General features: G+C 65.0%; 18 protein-coding genes. 9 read left to right on the top strand and 9 right to left on the bottom strand.

What is annotated here, in order from left to right; translation table 11 throughout:
* Nucleotides 1-173: 173 nt before the first annotated feature.
* The 3 genes from BBTA_RS25810 (at nt 174) to BBTA_RS25800 (ending at nt 2,863) form a co-directional block, all read left to right on the top strand.
* The gene (locus BBTA_RS25810; protein WP_012045447.1) at nt 174-1,745 is read left to right on the top strand and encodes a flagellin; all 1,572 of its coding nucleotides are present in this window, start codon (nt 174-176) and stop codon (nt 1,743-1,745) included.
* Between the two features lie 350 nt (nt 1,746-2,095).
* Nucleotides 2,096-2,461 (top strand): flagellar biosynthesis regulator FlaF, encoded by a 366-nt coding sequence (flaF, locus tag BBTA_RS25805; protein ID WP_041750890.1) that lies wholly within the window; start codon nt 2,096-2,098, stop codon nt 2,459-2,461.
* 33 nt (nt 2,462-2,494) lie between these two features.
* Nucleotides 2,495-2,863 (top strand): hypothetical protein, encoded by a 369-nt coding sequence (locus BBTA_RS25800; RefSeq protein ID WP_012045445.1) that lies wholly within the window; start codon nt 2,495-2,497, stop codon nt 2,861-2,863.
* 86 nt (nt 2,864-2,949) lie between these two features.
* Here BBTA_RS25800 and BBTA_RS25795 read toward each other — a convergent pair whose 3' ends face one another.
* From BBTA_RS25795 to BBTA_RS25780, 4 genes are all read right to left on the bottom strand, one after another.
* A complete protein-coding gene (locus BBTA_RS25795) occupies nt 2,950-3,336 on the bottom strand; it encodes a hypothetical protein (protein WP_012045444.1) in 387 nt (128 codons plus the stop codon).
* A gap of 214 nt (nt 3,337-3,550) precedes the next feature.
* Complete coding sequence (locus BBTA_RS25790) at nt 3,551-4,036, bottom strand: hypothetical protein (protein ID WP_012045443.1); 486 nt, start codon at nt 4,034-4,036, stop codon at nt 3,551-3,553.
* Between the two features lie 57 nt (nt 4,037-4,093).
* Nucleotides 4,094-4,486 carry a flagellar assembly peptidoglycan hydrolase FlgJ gene (flgJ, locus tag BBTA_RS25785; RefSeq protein ID WP_012045442.1) on the bottom strand — a complete coding sequence of 131 codons (393 nt, stop codon included), beginning with the start codon at nt 4,484-4,486 and terminating at the stop codon, nt 4,094-4,096.
* The gene (locus BBTA_RS25780) at nt 4,486-5,610 is read right to left on the bottom strand and encodes a flagellar basal body P-ring protein FlgI (protein WP_012045441.1); all 1,125 of its coding nucleotides are present in this window, start codon (nt 5,608-5,610) and stop codon (nt 4,486-4,488) included. The genes flgJ and BBTA_RS25780 overlap by 1 nt, the downstream gene beginning before the upstream one ends.
* A 270-nt stretch (nt 5,611-5,880) precedes the next feature.
* Here BBTA_RS25780 and BBTA_RS25775 point away from each other — a divergent pair, with 270 nt between their 5' ends.
* Complete coding sequence (locus BBTA_RS25775; protein ID WP_012045440.1) at nt 5,881-6,294, top strand: flagellar assembly protein FliX; 414 nt, start codon at nt 5,881-5,883, stop codon at nt 6,292-6,294.
* 13 nt (nt 6,295-6,307) lie between these two features.
* On the opposite strand, the gene BBTA_RS25770 is transcribed toward BBTA_RS25775, so the two are convergent.
* Nucleotides 6,308-6,682 (bottom strand): helix-turn-helix domain-containing protein, encoded by a 375-nt coding sequence (locus BBTA_RS25770; protein ID WP_012045439.1) that lies wholly within the window; start codon nt 6,680-6,682, stop codon nt 6,308-6,310.
* 144 nt (nt 6,683-6,826) lie between these two features.
* Between BBTA_RS25770 and BBTA_RS25765 the strand changes: the two genes are divergently transcribed.
* The 5 genes from BBTA_RS25765 (at nt 6,827) to BBTA_RS25745 (ending at nt 12,431) form a co-directional block, all read left to right on the top strand.
* A complete protein-coding gene (locus BBTA_RS25765; RefSeq protein WP_012045438.1) occupies nt 6,827-7,438 on the top strand; it encodes an NAD(P)-dependent oxidoreductase in 612 nt (203 codons plus the stop codon).
* A gap of 219 nt (nt 7,439-7,657) precedes the next feature.
* A complete protein-coding gene (gene dksA / locus BBTA_RS25760) occupies nt 7,658-8,023 on the top strand; it encodes an RNA polymerase-binding protein DksA (RefSeq protein ID WP_172114412.1) in 366 nt (121 codons plus the stop codon).
* A gap of 273 nt (nt 8,024-8,296) precedes the next feature.
* Complete coding sequence (locus tag BBTA_RS25755) at nt 8,297-10,360, top strand: sensor histidine kinase (protein ID WP_244424116.1); 2,064 nt, start codon at nt 8,297-8,299, stop codon at nt 10,358-10,360.
* A gap of 105 nt (nt 10,361-10,465) precedes the next feature.
* Nucleotides 10,466-11,488: an aldehyde reductase gene (locus tag BBTA_RS25750; protein WP_012045436.1), complete on the top strand. Its 1,023-nt coding sequence runs from the start codon at nt 10,466-10,468 to the stop codon at nt 11,486-11,488.
* Nucleotides 11,489-11,639: 151 nt separating this feature from the next.
* The gene (locus tag BBTA_RS25745; protein ID WP_012045435.1) at nt 11,640-12,431 is read left to right on the top strand and encodes a 2-keto-4-pentenoate hydratase; all 792 of its coding nucleotides are present in this window, start codon (nt 11,640-11,642) and stop codon (nt 12,429-12,431) included.
* Between the two features lie 353 nt (nt 12,432-12,784).
* Here BBTA_RS25745 and flgH read toward each other — a convergent pair whose 3' ends face one another.
* From flgH to flgF, 4 genes are read right to left on the bottom strand one after another with little or no spacing between them, the layout of a single operon-like run.
* Nucleotides 12,785-13,564, bottom strand: coding sequence for a flagellar basal body L-ring protein FlgH (flgH, locus tag BBTA_RS25740; protein ID WP_012045434.1), 780 nt, complete (start codon nt 13,562-13,564; stop codon nt 12,785-12,787).
* Nucleotides 13,565-13,569: 5 nt separating this feature from the next.
* The gene (gene flgA / locus BBTA_RS25735) at nt 13,570-14,637 is read right to left on the bottom strand and encodes a flagellar basal body P-ring formation chaperone FlgA (RefSeq protein ID WP_012045433.1); all 1,068 of its coding nucleotides are present in this window, start codon (nt 14,635-14,637) and stop codon (nt 13,570-13,572) included.
* Nucleotides 14,638-14,656: 19 nt separating this feature from the next.
* Nucleotides 14,657-15,445, bottom strand: coding sequence for a flagellar basal-body rod protein FlgG (gene flgG, locus BBTA_RS25730; RefSeq protein ID WP_012045432.1), 789 nt, complete (start codon nt 15,443-15,445; stop codon nt 14,657-14,659).
* Between the two features lie 27 nt (nt 15,446-15,472).
* On the bottom strand, nt 15,473-16,237 hold the full coding sequence (gene flgF / locus BBTA_RS25725) for a flagellar basal-body rod protein FlgF (protein ID WP_012045431.1): 765 nt from the start codon (nt 16,235-16,237) through the stop codon (nt 15,473-15,475).
* Nucleotides 16,238-16,365: the final 128 nt, after the last annotated feature.

The raw sequence follows: 16,365 nt of genomic DNA, 5'->3' as shown, positions 1-16,365 counted from the left end.
TTGCGCCTGATCCGGGGCGCTGGCCCGTATCAATACTGGTTCGACGACGAAGCGCGGGCAGCAGGGAGAATGGTAACCATTCATTAAGCAACAAATTTAAAGCGCCATTAACCATGTTTTAAAAGTGGGTGGATTAGAACCTCCTGGTGAATAACTAGGAAGGTTTCACACACATGTCCGGTATTGTTCTTTCGGCTTCGGTTCGCCAAAACCTGCTGGCCTTGCAAAATACGGCATCGCTGCTGGCCACGACACAAAACAACCTGGCCACCGGCAACAAGGTCAACACTGCGCTCGACAATCCCACCGAATTTTTCACTGCGCAATCACTCAACAATCGTGCGAGCGACATCGCGAACCTGCTCGATAGCATCGGCAACGGTGTGCAGGTTCTGCAAGCCGCGAATACCGGCCTGACCTCGCTCCAGAAGCTGGTCGACAGCGCCAAGTCGATCGCGAGCCAGGTCCTCCAGGCCCCCACGGGCTACACCACAAAGTCGAGCATCACGTCAGCTGTCATCCCCGGGGCGACGGCGAACAACCTGCTCGGCAGCTCGTCGAACAATTTCGTGACCGGCAGCACGGTCAACAATGACAATCTGAGCTCCGCCGTCGCGATCACCGGTTCGACGCGACTGTCCGGTACCCCGAGCTCGACCTCGAACGACCTGGCCTCCAGCATCACGACCGGCGACACCCTCGTGGTCAACGGCGTGGTGTTCACCTTCGTCGCCGGGTCCGTGTCGGCCGGCACCAATATCGGCGTCGGCGACACCGTCAGCAACCTTCTCGCCGCCATCGACTCGGTGACCGGCGCGACGGCCACCCCCTCCAGCGTCACCGGCGGCAAGATCGCGCTGGCGACAGGCACGGCGCAGGATCTGACGGTCTCGGGCACGGCCTTGGCCAAGCTCGGATTGACGGCCGCAACGACGACACGCAATGCACCGGCATTGTCAGGACAGACACTGACAATAGCCTCGACAGGAGGCGGTGTCGCGACGAACATCACCTTCGGCACCGGTGCGTCGCAGATATCGACCCTGGCGCAGCTCAACACCGCGCTTGCCTCGAACAATCTGCAGGCCAGCCTGAGCACAACCGGTCAGCTCACGATCCTGACGACCAACGAGGCGGCCTCGTCGACGATCGGCGCGGTCGCCGGTTCGTCGACCGCTTCCAGCATGGCCTTCAACGGCGTGACTGCATCGACCCCGGTGGCCGACACCAACTCGCAGACCACGCGAGCCGGCTTGATCGCGCAGTACAACAACGTGCTCGCGCAGATCAATACGACCGCGCAGGACGCTTCGTTCAACGGCATCAACCTGCTCAACGGCGATACGTTGAAACTGGTCTTCAACGAGACCGGCCGCTCGACACTGAACATCACCGGCGTGACGTTCAACAGCACCGGCCTCGGCCTGTCGGCGCTGGTGGTCGGCACCGACTTCCTCGACAGCAATTCGGCCAACAAGGTCCTGAGTACCTTGAACAGCGCTTCGACCGCGATCCGCTCGGAAGCGTCGTCGCTCGGTTCGAACCTCTCGATCGTGCAGATCCGTCAGGACTTCAACAAGAACCTGATCAACGTGCTGCAGACTGGCTCGTCGAATCTGACCTTGGCCGACACCAACGAGGAAGCGGCCAACAGCCAGGCGCTGTCGACCCGCCAATCGATCGCGGTGTCCGCGCTGGCGCTGGCCAATCAGTCGCAGGCAAGCGTGCTGCAGCTGCTGCGCTGATCGTCTCGATCTCCTTCTTCGAAGCGGCGGGCATGGCCCGCCGCTTTTGCTTTGTCTGTGACGCTGATGCGGCTGGCGCGGCGCAGACGCGAGCGCGCGAGCGGCGCAATATGCGACGAAATTCGTGTGGCTGAAGGCGGTCAGGCCGCGCTGCACGGCATCCTGTTCGTGAGATTTTGTCTCACGGCGTTCGCAACAAATTAAGACGTCCAGCAGGGCCGGCGATTCCGCGGTGTCCTGCAACGGTTGGATGTGAAATGCGCTAACAGCTGCTAACCATATTTTAAAGGCAGCCAACGTACAAAACCTGAGCAGTTTGGTCGTGTCCCCGCGTCAGTCCGGAGTATTTGATGTCATATGCCGCTCAAGCCTATGCACGCACGTCGCAGACGACGGCATCACCACGGGAGATCGAAGCTCAGGCATTGTTGAAGGCGGCGCGGCAGCTGCAGGACGTGCAGGCCAATTGGAATGGTCCTGACCGCAACATGTACAAGGCACTGCTGTTCAATCGTCGTCTCTGGACGATCTTCATGAGCGCAGTGGAGATGAACGATAATCCGAATTCGATCGAGATTCGTCAGAACATCGCCAATATCGGCGTGTTCGTCATGAAGCAGACGATCGAAATGCAGATGGATCCCGATCCGGCGAAGCTGAAATCGCTGATCGACATCAACTGCCATATCGCCGCGGGCCTGTCCGGACGCAGCTGATCGATCGGGAGCGGGCAGAGGAGAGGCATAGCCATGGCTGATATCACCGGCATCCTGTCCGCATCCTACAAATCCAGCGTGCTCAATACCGCGCATGGCAGCGGCAGATATGTCGCGGTCGATCCGAGCCTGTATCAAGGCAGCTGGAGCGGCAAATACGCCAACGGCAAGTCGTTCACGGTGTCGGTCTCCAATGTCGACGGCTTCCGCGCCAAGGTTCGCTATCAGAGCGAGGGCGTGAGCAAATATCAGGAAGTTCTGATCAAGGACAACGCGTTCAGGGTCGGCGATACCAAGTTTACCTTGACGGCCAAAGGCAAGGCCCAGATCAAGAACGTGGTGACGGACGCGGCCTCCGGCCAGACCTATCTCGACACCGCCTACGCCACCCAGAGCAGTTGATCCGGCCGGCATTGCAGCCGTGCCAGAACGCAGACGTCGCCCGTTGGGGCGGCGTTTTTGTTGCGGTGGGCGATGACCAATGCGGCTCAGGCGGTTCGGTCGGTGGGCATCACCCGCGGCAGATCTTCCTTCTGCAAGTCCTTCTGCATGTCCAGCGTGTTGAAGTAGGCGCGGCGTCGCAGAACGGCCTCGTCGGGATATTGGGCCACGACTTGATCGGTCTTGCGGTTGACGACCTGGAACACCAGCGCGGCAGCGGCACGATCATAATAGGCCTGATGCGACACCGAGAGGTCGTTGGCAACGTTGGTCGGCACGTCGTTGCGCACAGGAGTGCTGCCCTCGGCCGCGGTCACGGTCTGGCTCGGAGGAAGATCCGTCGGAACAGCGTTCACCACCGCCTGGCTCGACGGTTGGAGTATCGGAGCAGGTGAAGGCGCTCCTACCGGTCTCACGCTGAAGTCGGAACTCATGGCAGCCTCCTCATGGCCATCGAGTCAATTCCCAACCCATCCCGAGTGCAACTATGCACGTGACCAATCAACGTTATGTTAGGAAATAGAATGAACGTCGCGTTGCTACACCTGCCGGGCTTTTAAGCTTATCCGACCATTCAACGGCAACAGCCGCGCGGCCTTGGCGGCGGCGCGGCTGTTGAACGTCGAAGCCGGAAGGGCGTAGCAGGGATCAGAGCGTCCGGCTCACCGCGAGCGGAGTGAGGTGCCGCGCACCGGGTGCAGCGCGCCGGCCACCGGCCGTATAGGTGTTGGGGACGTTGCGCCGCTGGATCTCCGCGTTGACGCCGCGAACGATCTTTTCGGAGATCGCGTGCGCGGTGGCCAGCACGGTCAGGTTCACCTGGAGCATCGCGCGGAAGGTATCGTGGTGGCGGTGCAGGGTTCCCAGCAGCTCGGGCGTCGTCTGCTTCATGAAGGGCTGGCTGGCCTTCAGACGGCCCACCGTGGTGACGTAGTGACGCGAGAGCTCGGTCTTTCTCGGACCGAACGCCATGCCCTCACGCAGCTTGCCGGCGCGGACCAGCTCGGTCTCCTGCTCGATCACGGTGAGCAGTTCGCTCATCACGCCGATCATCTCGTCGGCGAGCGCGCGCGCCTCGGCCGCGCTGGCGGTAGCTGCATAGGTGGTTGGCTTCGCCTGGCCCGGTGCGGTCATCTCGTAACTCCTGTCGGCGCGAGTCGGCACGGACTCCCGCGATGTGAACGCCTACGTCTACGCTTTGCCATTGTCGGCGCCCGAACCGCTGCTCTTGGCCTGCTGCAGGATCAGGGTGCGGAAGACGTCGTTGGAAAGGCCGACGCCGCCGGCTTTGGCGAAGTTCTTCGAATATTGCTCCATCAGCATCGAACGCCATACGCCGGTGCTGGGGGTGTCGCCGAACGGGCCGTCACCCTTCACGCCGCTGGTCATCTGCGCGAACATCGAGTTGAGGAACATGGCCTCGAAATCGGTCGCGGTCGCCTTGGCTTTGGCCTGCGCTTTTGGCGATACTTTGGTCAGGGCGTCGGCGAGATCGAGATCGGCGTGCGGCTTGGTCATGGCCGCGGCGCTCGGCATGCTCAGCGGAACGCGACCGCCGTAGGAATCGACGAAGGAGGTGGCCATTACATCACCTCGATGTCGGCTTCGATGGCGCCGGCCGCCTTGATCGCCTGCAGGATGCTGATCAGGTCGCGCGGACCGATGCCGAGACCATTGAGGCCGTCGACCAATTGCTGCAGCGACACGCCATCCTTGACGACCGCGAACTTCTTGCCGTCCTCGGTGACGCCGACGCTGGTGCGCGGGGTGACCACCGTGCGGCCCTGCGACAACGGGTTGGGCTGGCTGACCTGCGGGCTCTCGGAGATCGTGACGGTCAGATTGCCCTGGGCCACAGCGACGGTGGCGACGCGGACGTCACGGCCCATCACGATGATGCCGGAGCGTTCGTCGATGACGATCTTGGCGGCCAGATCGGGATCGACCTGCAATTGCTCGATCTCGGTCAGGAAGGCGACGACGTTGCCTTTGAATTCCGGCGGAATGCTCAGCTGCACCGTCGACGGATCGATCGGCTCGGCGGTCTTGACGCCGAGAAAATCGTTGATGGCGGCGGCGATGCGCTTGGCGGTGGTGAAGTCGGCATTGCGCAGCGCCAGTCGCACGTTCGGTAGCCGGTTCAGCGCGAACTCGATCTCTCGCTCGATGATGGCACCGTTGGCGATGCGCCCGACCGTCGGCACGCCGCGCACGATCTTGGCGGCCTCGCCCTCGGCCTGGAAACCTGAGATCGCGAGCGAGCCCTGCGCCACGGCATAGACATTGCCGTCGGCGCCGAGCAGCGGCGTCACGAGCAGGGTGCCGCCCTGCAGATTCTTGGCGTCGCCGAGCGCCGACACGGTGACGTCCATGCGCGTGCCCTGGGTGGCGAATGGCGGCAGGTTGCCGGTCACCATGACTGCCGCGACGTTGCCGGTGCGGATGGTGGCGCCGCGGATGTTGACGCCCATGCGTTCGAGCATCGCCTGCAGCGACTGCTTGGTGAATGGAATGTTGTTCAGCGTATCGCCTGTGCCGTTGAGGCCGACCACCAGGCCGTAGCCGATCAACTGGTTCTGGCGCACGCCTTCGATATTGGCGAGATCCTTGATCCGCGAGGTCGCATGCGCGGACATGGCAGAAGATGCCAACGCCACAATAGCGGCGCAGGCGACCTGAAACAGGCGCGTAGTACGGACGCGGCGCATCCTATGCTCCCCTCGAGCTCTTCAAGAGATCAATTGGCCACTCCCATGACCGCATGATCGGAGTTAACTATGCGAGGGTCGTGCCAGGCGGATGCTCCTGGCTAACTCATTGAAAGAGTGTGAAATCAATCGTGAGCTTTGTCGCGATCCAGGGTTACTCCGGGGGAACGAAGCTGCCGCCCCGGCAGAATTTGCCGGGCCGTTTACGCCGCATTAACCACGGCGCAGCCAATCTCCGTGCCGACACGCAAAGCTTGCGGGGAGCCATCGATGCGCATCTACGGTCCGAACGGCACGACGCTGGGCACGTCCACGAGCTCCACGCGTAAGACCTCGTCGGGCGGGTTCAAGTTGCCGGATGCCGGCACGACGCAGGAGACGCGCGCAACGCTGGCGCCGAAGCAGACCGCGAATATCGACGCGCTGCTGGCGCTGCAAGGGATCGAGGAGGATCCGGCGGAGCGGCGCAAGCGCTCGGTCCAGCGCGGCAAGCGCGCGCTCGATGTGCTCGACGATCTCAAGCTCGCGCTGTTGTCCGGCAAGCTCGACACGCGGATGGCGCTGCGGCTGCGCGACGCCGCGGCCGACCTCAAGCAATCCTCGGGCGATCCGCGGCTCGACACCATCCTCTCCGAGATCGAGCTGCGCGTCGAGGTTGAACTCGCCAAGGCCGGGCAGGGCTGAGGTCGAGACGCGCTTACGCCGCCTTCGAGGTCTGCTGCGCGTCATAGCGCCGTTGTGCGGCGCTGACGTCCTTCAGATGCCGCTCCGCCCAGTCGCGCAATGGATCGACCGCGGCGGCCAAGGTCAGACCGAGCGGCGTGATCGAATATTCCACCGTCACCGGCACCGTCGCGATCGCGCGCCGCCGCACCAGCCCGTCGCGCTCCAGGCTCTTCAGCACCTGCGACAGCATCTTCTGCGAAATGCCTTCGATTGTTCGGCGCAACTGGTTGAAGCGCAAGGGTTGGTTGCGAAGCAGGATCAGGATCAGCACCGCCCATTTGTCGCCGACCCGATCGAGGATCTGGCGGGTCGGGCAGTCGGCCGAATAGACGTTCGCGGCTCTCATCGGTTACTCCGGCGTGACCAGGTGATCTTGAAGTGCGCTCTTAACACCAGCAGTCGTTCAGCTATCTAGTTCCTATCGGAAACCGGGGACGCCCGTCCAGGGCTCCGCTCCGAGCGAACCAGACCGAACCTAAGGAGTTGCAAGATGAAGATCGCCGTCGCCGGCGCGTCCGGCCGTGCCGGATCCCGCATTACTGCCGAGCTCGCCGGCCGTGGCCATCAGGTCACGGGCATCGCCCGAAATCCCGACAAGATCCTGGCGCACCCCAATGTCACGGCAGTCAAGGGCGACGCCAATGACCGCGCCGAGCTGGCGCGGCTCTGGGCGGGCCACGACGTCGCGATCAGCTCGATCCATTTCTCGGCCAGCGATGCCGAGACCCTGATCGGCGCGGCAAAGGACTCCGGCGTATCGCGTTACCTCGTGGTCGGCGGCGCCGGCTCGCTCGAGGTCGCGCCGGGCGTGCGGCTGGTGACGACGCCAGGCTTTCCGGCGGCCTACAAGGCCGAGGCCGAGAAGGGCGCGGCGTTCCTTGACCGTCTCCGACAGGAGAAAGAGCTCGACTGGACCTTCCTGTCGCCGTCCGCAATGATCGATTTCGGCAGCCGGACCGGCAAGTTCCGCCTCGGAACGGACCAGCTGCTGGTCGATGCCGAGGGCAAGAGCTTCATCTCGTTCGAGGACTTTGCCGTGGCCATGGCCGACGAAATCGAGCGTCCGGCGCACCGGCGGGCCCGTTTCACGGTCGGTTATTGAGGTTGCCCCACAGCCCCCGCCGGCAGGCCGCGAATTTGCCTGTGCAACGGCGGGGTGCCCGTCTCGATGGAAATATTGTCTGTCACATGAGGCCGCTATATAACGCGGCCGCGAACGGGCGTATTCCGTCCGCCGGTGCCGAGACCGGCGCCAGCACGTACAGATGGGCTGACCTTGGAAAAGTTGAAGAACTACAAACCTTCCGAAAAAGAGCCTTTCATGAACGAACGCCAGCGCGAGTATTTTCGCGCCAAGCTGCTGGCATGGAAGGAGGAGATCCTGCGCGAATCGAAGCTCACCCTGCAGGCTCTGCAGGAGGAGAACGTGAACCATCCCGACCTCGCCGATCGTGCGTCGTCGGAGACGGACCGGGCGATCGAGCTTCGCGCCCGTGATCGCCAGCGCAAGCTGATCTCCAAGATCGACGCTGCGCTTCAGCGCATCGAAGACAATACCTATGGCTATTGCGAGGAAACCGGCGAGCCGATTTCGCTCAAGCGGCTCGAAGCCCGGCCCATCGCAACGCTGTCGGTCGAGGCGCAGGAGCGCCACGAGAAGCGCGAAAAGGTCTATCGCGACGAGTAATTCGCGAGGCCGGTGAGAGCAAGCGGGGATTGCGGCCGCCCGCCGGGTGCGGTCGTATCGCTGCGCTCTGGGTCTGACGGTATTTTCGTGGGCTGAATCGAGCGCAGTCCCGCAGGGGGCGTCCCCGCCGTTCCCCTTGGTTCAGCCTTTCCCCACGTTGCAAGGAACCTTTCGGCTATTCCCGAGTTGGTGGCAGTTCCATCTGGGAACACGCCGCGGGGGATCATGCGCGAGCCGGAAATGCCAAGGCGCTTGCTCGGGCGCTTACTCCCGATGCTGCAGCGTTCCTATGGCGGGATGAGCATCAAGGGACGGCTGCTGTTGCTGGCGGGCATTCTGTTCCTGCCCTGCGTCGGCCTGATTGCCTATGTCATCGCCTCGCTGGCGCAGTCGGCGGACGATTCGATCCGGCGCGGCCTTTCTTATGCAGCCCAGACGATCTCCGGCGCCGTCGATGCCGAGTTGCGCCGCTATATCGCGCTGGCGGAGGTGCTTGCAAAGTCGCCCGAGCTCAGCGCAGCGGATCTCACCGACTTCGAGGCGGAGGCGCGCCGCGTCGGTGCCGTCAGCGGGGACGGCTGGATCATCGTTTCGGATGTGGATGGCCACCTCCTGCTCAACACGGTGTCCGCGCCGGGCAAGCCGCTCGGAGAGCGCACGCCGGAGGGCCGCCGCTCCCAGGACCGCGCCTTTCGATCGGGACGGCCATCGATCTCGGACATCTTCACGGGGCCGAACTCCGGCGCGTGGGTCGCAACCGTCGATATTCCCGTCTTCAAGGACGGCAAGCCGTTCCGTTGCCTGTCGATCGCCATGCCCGAGTCGAATTATACCCGGCTGCTGGCCCAGCAGCAGCTGCCGGCCGATTGGCTGGTCGGCATCATGGACGAAAGCGGCCGCTACATCACCCGTATCCCGAAGAACGCCACGAGCACGGGCCAGCTCGCATCGGCCGGCTGGCGGGCGCATGCGTCGGTCGACGGCATCGCGGAGTTTACCTCGATCGAGGGGGATCGCGTCATCAATGCCAATGCGCACCCGCAGCTGAGCGGCTGGACGGTCGGAGTCGGCATCAAGCAGGGCGCGTTCACGCAGGCGATCTCATCGACCGTCAAGACCGCCACGATTGCGGCAACGACCATTTGCGGGCTCGCGCTGCTGCTCGCGGCCGCGATCGCCGCCAGCATCGCCAGGCCGCTCGGCAGCATCGCGGTCAGGAACTCCATTCCCGGCGAGGCTGCGGCGTCCGATCCACCAGAGGTGCGGGCGCTGAACGCACGCCTTGCCGCAGCCGAGCGGGCACAGGCGGAGAGCGCGCGCATCCTTCAGGAGAACTTCAGGATGCTGGCCAAGGCCAGGGACGATGCATCGCGCAGCGCAGAGCAGCTTCGGCTTGCAGCCAAATATGGCCGGCTCGGGACGTTCATCTGGGACGGCAAGTCCAACACCAGCCATTGGTCTGCGGAGATCGAGGAGCTCTACGGTCTGGCTCCGGGGACCTTCCCCGGCACCTATGACGACTGGCTGGCGCTCGTGCACCCCGAAGACCGGGACCGCGCCGACCGGGATAATCGGAAGGCCCTGATCAGCGGCGAGCTCGATTCGGAATGGCGGGTGCCGCTGCCGGACGGTTCGGTGCGCTGGATCGAGGCGCGCGCCCGCATGCTGTCCGGGGAGGGCAGCAGCGATCTGCAGATGATCGGCGTCAATATCGATGTGACCGCAGCGAAGGAGGCCGACCGGAGGCGCGAGCTGCTGGTTCACGAGCTGGCGCACCGCGTCAAGAACAGCCTCGCCGTGGTCCAGTCGCTGGCGCATCAATTGCTGCCGCGCCAGGACGTCAAGGTCCGCAATTTCATCTCGCGCCTGCATGCGCTGGCCACGGTACACACCAGCCTCGCCGAGAACGACTGGCAGGGCGCCGATCTCGCGGCGCTGATCCAAAGCCAGGTCGCGCCCTTCGCCAGCACGCCCGATCAGCTCGTGATCCACGGTCCGACCATCCTGGTCCCCGTCGAGCTGACGACCCAGCTGGCGCTGGTCGTTCATGAGATGGCCTGCAACGCCAGCAAATATGGCGCGCTCTCCACCCCGGACGGCCACGTCAACGTCAGTTGGTCGCTCGGTGCCGACGTTCTGCACGTCCGCTGGCAGGAAAGCGGCGGCCCGCCGGCACGTGAACCGCCGGTGGTCGGCTTCGGCAGCCGGTTGCTGACGCGCACCGTCAGACATCTGCAGCGCAGCTTTGGCGAGACCGGGCTGACCTGCCAGTTCGACATGCCCTGGCTGGAAACGCTCGGCCAAGGCCCGGCCGCGGCCGTTGGCGAGGCGACCTGACGGCCCGCGCAGCTGTGGATGGTGGGTGACGGCTCTGACATGGAGGCGCCATCGCGTTCTGTCACAACATGGAGCTCGCAGGAGGACAGGTGAGGGGCAGGCGCAATGAGCGAGGTTCTGGTTACCGGCGGCTCCGGCTTCATCGGGACGCATGTGATCCTGCAGCTTCTGGCCGCCGGCCATCGCGTCCGCGCCACCTTGCGCACGCCCGCTCGGCAGAGCGAGGTGCTGGCGATGCTTCAGCGCGGCGGGGCGACGGACACCGGCCCGCTGTCGTTCTACGCGGCCGACCTCACGCGTGATGATGGCTGGGCCCAGGCCGCAACCGGCTGCGATTACGTGCTTCACATCGCCTCGCCGCTGCCGGCCCATGTGCCGAAAGACGAAAACGAGCTGATCGTGCCGGCGCGCGAGGGCACCTTGCGGGTGCTGCGAGCCGCGCGCGATGCCGGCGTGAAGCGGGCGGTCGTGACCTCGTCCTTTGCCGCGATCGGCTACGGGCACGTGAGGCGCAGCCATCCGTTCGACGAGACCGATTGGAGCGAGCTCGATGGTCCGGCCGTGCAACCCTATCCGAAGTCGAAGACCTTGGCGGAGCGCGCCGCCTGGCACTTCGTTGCGCAGGAAGGTGGCGGCCTGGAGCTGGCGACGGTCAACCCGGTGGCGGTGCTCGGTCCGGTGCTGGGGCCGGACGTCTCGACCTCGATCGCCATGGTGCAGGCGCTCCTCGCCGGGCGGATCCCGGCCGTGCCCCGCATCAGCTTCGGCCTGGTCGACGTCCGCGACGTCGCCGATCTGCATCTGCGGGCGATGACGGCGCCGGCCGCCAAGGGCGAGCGCTTCCTGGCCATCGCCGGCCCCCCGATGTCACTGCGTGAGATCGCCGAGCTCCTGCGGGTGCGGCTGGGGGCGTCAGGGCGACGGGCGCCGCGCTACGAATTGCCAGACTGGCTGGCGCGCGCGCTGGCCCTGGCAGTCCCGCAATTGCGCGCCGTGTTGCCGCTCGTGGGGCGCTATTGCGAGACCAGCGCCGACAAGGCGAAGCGTCTGCTGGGGTGGAGCCCGCGGTCCAACGAGGAAGCGATCCTGGCCACCGCGGAGAGCTTGATCGGGCAGCTGGCGCGATGACCTGCGTTGCGACGCCGGTTGCGCCGTCGGGCTGCGTCTTCAGGCTGCAGATGAAGCTGAGACGGGATTCGAAATCTCGTTTATAAACAATCTCTTCACCATAAATCCTGCAGCGCCGGTTGGAGCTGTCGGCAAGCGGAGTTGAACGTCCATGGAAGCTGATGCCGCGGCTGCCGCAGCTGCAATGATCGCCCGCGCCAGGGCCGCATTGACACCGCTCGGAGCCTTGCCGCCTGAGCTTCAGCCTGAAGATGAAGCCGCAGGCTATGCCGTGCAGCGCGCTTTGCATGAGCAGGTTGCGGTCCGCCAGGGCGCCCGCGTCGGTTACAAGATCGGCTGCACCAGCAAGGTGATGCAGGACTATCTGCAGATCCCGCACCCATGTGCCGGCGGCGTGTTTGCCACCGGGGTCCATAGCAGCGGCGTGAGCCTGCCGACGACCGGCTACGTCCGGGTCGGTGTCGAATGCGAGATCGCGACGCGGCTCGCGCGGAACCTGCCGCCCGAGGCGGCGCCGTTCACGGCGGAGCGCGTTGCGGCCGCCGTCGGCGCCTGTCACCCGGCCATCGAGGTCGTGGACGATCGCTACGTCAGATGGGAAACGTTGGGGGCACCGACCCTGATCGCGGATGATTTCTTCGCCGCCGGCTGCGTGCTCGGCGCCGCGGTTGCACACTCCGCTCTGCCGGATCTGCTCACCGTGAGGGGACGCGCCATGATCAATGATGAAGTGGCGGGCGAGGGCACCGGAGCGGATGTGCTGGGCCATCCCTTCCATGCGCTCGCTTGGCTCGCCAACCATCTTGCCGCGACCGGGCAGGGGCTGAAGGCCGGCGAACTGGTGCTGACCGGGAGCCTGGTGAAGACGGTCTGGCTGAAGGCTGGCGACCGGGTGCGCATGGAGCTGGACGGGCTCGGTGTGGTCGAGGCCGCCTTCGTGTGAAGGGGACGTCGCAAGCCGGCGTCCGCTCGGCAGCGCCTTCGATCAGTGATGCGCGCAAACGAACACGGCCTCCGGCAGGGGAGCTACCGGAGGCCGCGTATACATTGCCCGCTGCGCCTAGGTTCGCGTTGGACAATGTGGGAGCTCGTGCTCAGGAGAAGGGCGGCGGCTGCGGGAGATGATCCGTGTCGCGCTCGGCCGTTCCTTGCCTGACCCTCCCGCAGGGGGAGGGATTTTCATGCGGGTCCTTCGTTGTTGTCCCGGCGACCGACCGCGGATCGGATCAGCTCGGCGGTGTCTTCATGCGACCGGGCGTGGTGCATCCGCCCGGTCGTCCGCTCATGATCTCTGCCTCAGAACGGCAGCAGGATGTCCATCACCTGCTGGCCGTAGCGCGGCTGCTGCACGTCCGTTATCTGGCCGCGGCCGCCATAGGAGATGCGCGCCTGGGCAATCTTGGTGGAGTCGATCGTGTTGTCGCTCTGGATGTCTTCCGGGCGCACGATGCCGGCCACGATCAGCTCGCGGATCTCGTAATTGACCCGGATCTCCTGCTTGCCTTCGACGACCAGATTGCCGTTCGGCAGCACCTGGGTCACGACTGCGGCGACGCTGGTGGTCAGCGATTCCGAGCGCTGGATGGTGCCCTTGCCGTCGGAGGACGAGGTGCCGTCGGCGGTCAGGATGCGGCCGGGCAGAATGTTCTTGCCGGTGGCGCCGAGCGTCTTCGAGCCGACGAAATCGGTGATCCCCGAGTCTTCTTTGTTGGTGCGGCTGCGCTGCGTTTCGTTGGCGATGTTGGCCTTGTCGGAGATGCTCACCGTGACCGTCAGGAGGTCGCCGACCTGGCGGGCGCGCTGGTCCTTGAAGAAGGCCCGCGAGCCGTTGCGCCACAGCGAGTTCGGCGCGTAGGACACCACCTCCGGCTTCGGCATCGGCATCTGCACCGGCTTGTAGCCCGGCTGTGTCGTCGGATTGTCGATCTCGGTCAGCTTCGGCCGCTCGCCGATCTGCGAGATGCGGTCGATCGAGGAGCAGCCGCCGGCGAAGCTCAGCACTGCGAAGGACACCGAGACCAGCGCGACCCGCCGCAAGCCGGAAGAGTTGTGCGCAACAAGCTTGAACATGGACATGGAAGTTACTCGGCTTTCGGGGTGGCGGAGGCTGGAAGGCGGCTGGCGACGGCGACGGGCGCCGGCATCACGGCTTCCGACGTCTGCGCGGGCTTCGCGACGGCGATGTCGACCGAGACCTGGCCGCGGCCGGTGACGCGGCCGGTCACCGTGCGCTTGGACTGCAGATTGAGAACGCTGACGACGTCGCCATCGGTGCCGGCTTCCAGCGCCTTGCCGCGGGTGGTGAGGTAGATGCCGGCGGTCTGGTAGATCAGGGTGACGGTCTGGTCGCGCTGCACCAGGTCGGGCTTGGCGAGGTCGGTCGTCTTCAGCGCCTGGCCGGCGCGGACCGCCCGGCGCATCTGCATGCCGACCGCGAGCTCGCGCGAGGCGGGCTCGCCGCCGGCGAGCTCGGCGCGGGGCCGCCGCTCGATCTGCAGGTCGGAGGAGCGGATCATCTCGTTGCGATCGACATTGCGGATCAGCACGACCGTCTCGACCGTCTCGACCGCGACGCCGGTGTAGCGCAGCTTGATCGGGGTCGCGCCGTTGCCATTGCCGAGCTCGAAATTGACGTCGAACCGGCCGCTGCGCGGATCGAAGCGCACGCTCGTCGGCGCCAGCGTGCCGCTGGCCGAGGCATCGAATTTCAGGTCCTGCACCGGCTGGTCGAAGCTGACGCTGAGGCTGGCCGCGTCGCCCAGTCCGTTGCGGTGCTCGAGCGCCTGGGCCACGGCGGCGCTGACCTCCTTGGCATCGATCGCACGGGCCAGACGGCTGACCGCGACCTCCTTGATGTCGCGGACATCGACGCCGATGACCTGGTGATTGCGCAAGGCTGCGATGACCTGGGCCGTCGGCAGCAGGCCGGTGGTGCCGAGATCCGGGGCGCGATAGACGGCGATGTTGGCCGCTGCCCCGGCATTCTCGATCAGATCGCCGACGCGGACAATATCGCCGGTGACGTTGACGGTGGCGCGCAGGACGGGAGCCTTGATCTGCGTGTCGGCATCGCCGGCGAGCGCCGACATCGCAGTCGAGGCGAGCAGGGCTGCGGCGAGGACGAGCGAGTGGGCGGTTCGGGTCATCATGGCGATCTCCCTTCAGGCCTCAGCGGAACAGCGCGGTGGTGGACTGCATCATCTGGTCGGCGGCGGAGATGACCTTGGCGTTCATCTCGTAGGCGCGCTGGGCGGCGATCAGCTCGCTCATTTCGCTCACGACGTCGACATTGGCCTGTTCGAGGCTGCCCTGGGTGATGCTGCCGAGACCATCCTGGTTGGCGACGCCGTCCTGCGGCGCGCCGGAGGACGGCGTGTCGGTGAACTGGTTGTTGCCGACCGGCTGCAGGCCGGCCTTGTTGATGAAGCGCGTCAGCTGGAGCTGGCCGACGATGTTCGAGGTCGTCGACCCCGGCAGCGTCACCGACACCTGACCCTGCGCATTGACCGTGATGCCCGACGCGTTCTGCGGGATGCTGATCGTCGGCTGCACCGGGTTGCCCTGGGCCGTGACGATGCGGCCCTGATTGTCCATCTGGAACGTGCCGTCGCGGGTGTATTGGAAGGTGCCGTCGGGCATCAGGATCTTGAAGAAGCCTTCGCCTGAGATCGCGAGGTCGAGGCTGTTGCCGGTCTGCGACAGCGTGCCTTGCGTCATCGAGCGCGGCGTGCCGACGGTCTTGACGCCGCCGCCGATGTCGATGCCGACGGGCAGGATCGTGCCCTGGTCGGAGGACTGCGCGCCGACGCGGCGCACATGGTCGTAGATCAGGTCCTGGAACGCCGCCGTCTGCTTCTTGAAGCCGGTGGTGCGGAGGTTGGCGATGTTGTTGGAGATCACCTGAACATTGAGTTCCTGTGCCGCCATTCCGGTTGCCGCGGTGTGAAGCGCCTGCATGTCACGTCTCCTTCAAATCTGTCGCGGTCAGGCCGGAACGTCGGCGAGTTTCTCGATCGCATTCTTGCGCATGTCGCTCTGGACCTGCAGCATGTTGGCGACCTGGGTGTAGCTGCGCATCACTTCGACCATCCTGCTCATCTCGCCGACCGCGCTCACGTTCGACTTTTCGATGTAGCCCTGCTGGACGGTCGACTTCGTATCCGGCTGCGGCGTCACGCCGCCGGCGGCGGAATAAAGGTTGTTGCCTTGCTTCTGCGCCTGTTGCGGGTCGGCGAAGCTGACGAGCTTCAGCTTGCCGCGGATCGAATCGGTGCGGTTGACGCCCTCGACCACCGTGACGGTGCCGTCGGGGGAAATGTTGATGTCGTGGTCGGTCGGCTGCAGCACGATCGGGCCGCCGGTGCCGAGCACGAGATCGCCCGCGGCGGTGACGAGCTGGCCGAGATTGTTCATGTGCAGATTGCCGTCGCGGGTGTAGCGCTCGCCGGCGGCGGTCTGCACCGTCAGGAAGCCGTTGCCCGAAATGGCGACGTCGAGCGCGTTGCCGGTGTGCTGGGCCGAGCCCTGCGAAAAGTCGCGATAGGTGCCGCGGTCCTGGACATAGGACACCTTGCGGCTCGCGCCCGGAAAATTGTCCTCGTGAGCCTTGGAGGAGAGATACTCCTCGAAGAGCTGCTGATCGGCCTTGAAGCCGTTGGTGTTCACGTTGGCGACGTTGTTGGCAACGACGTCGAGTTGTCGCTCCAGCACCATCTGCCGCGACAATCCGATGAGAAGCGCATTCTCCACCGGTCGATCTCCCCTTTTAACGAATACCGCTTTCGGTGCCTCTCCCAAGGCGGCGTCCAGCGGGTCTTCCTGAACCGTTCAGCTCTCCCAAGCCGGCGGGTTCGAGAGGAGTACAGCGAATGTCGTGC

It is taken from the genome of Bradyrhizobium sp. BTAi1, assembly GCF_000015165.1.
Taxonomy (GTDB): Bacteria; Pseudomonadota; Alphaproteobacteria; order Rhizobiales; family Xanthobacteraceae; genus Bradyrhizobium; species Bradyrhizobium denitrificans.
This window is presented reverse-complemented; position numbering and strand designations above follow the sequence as displayed.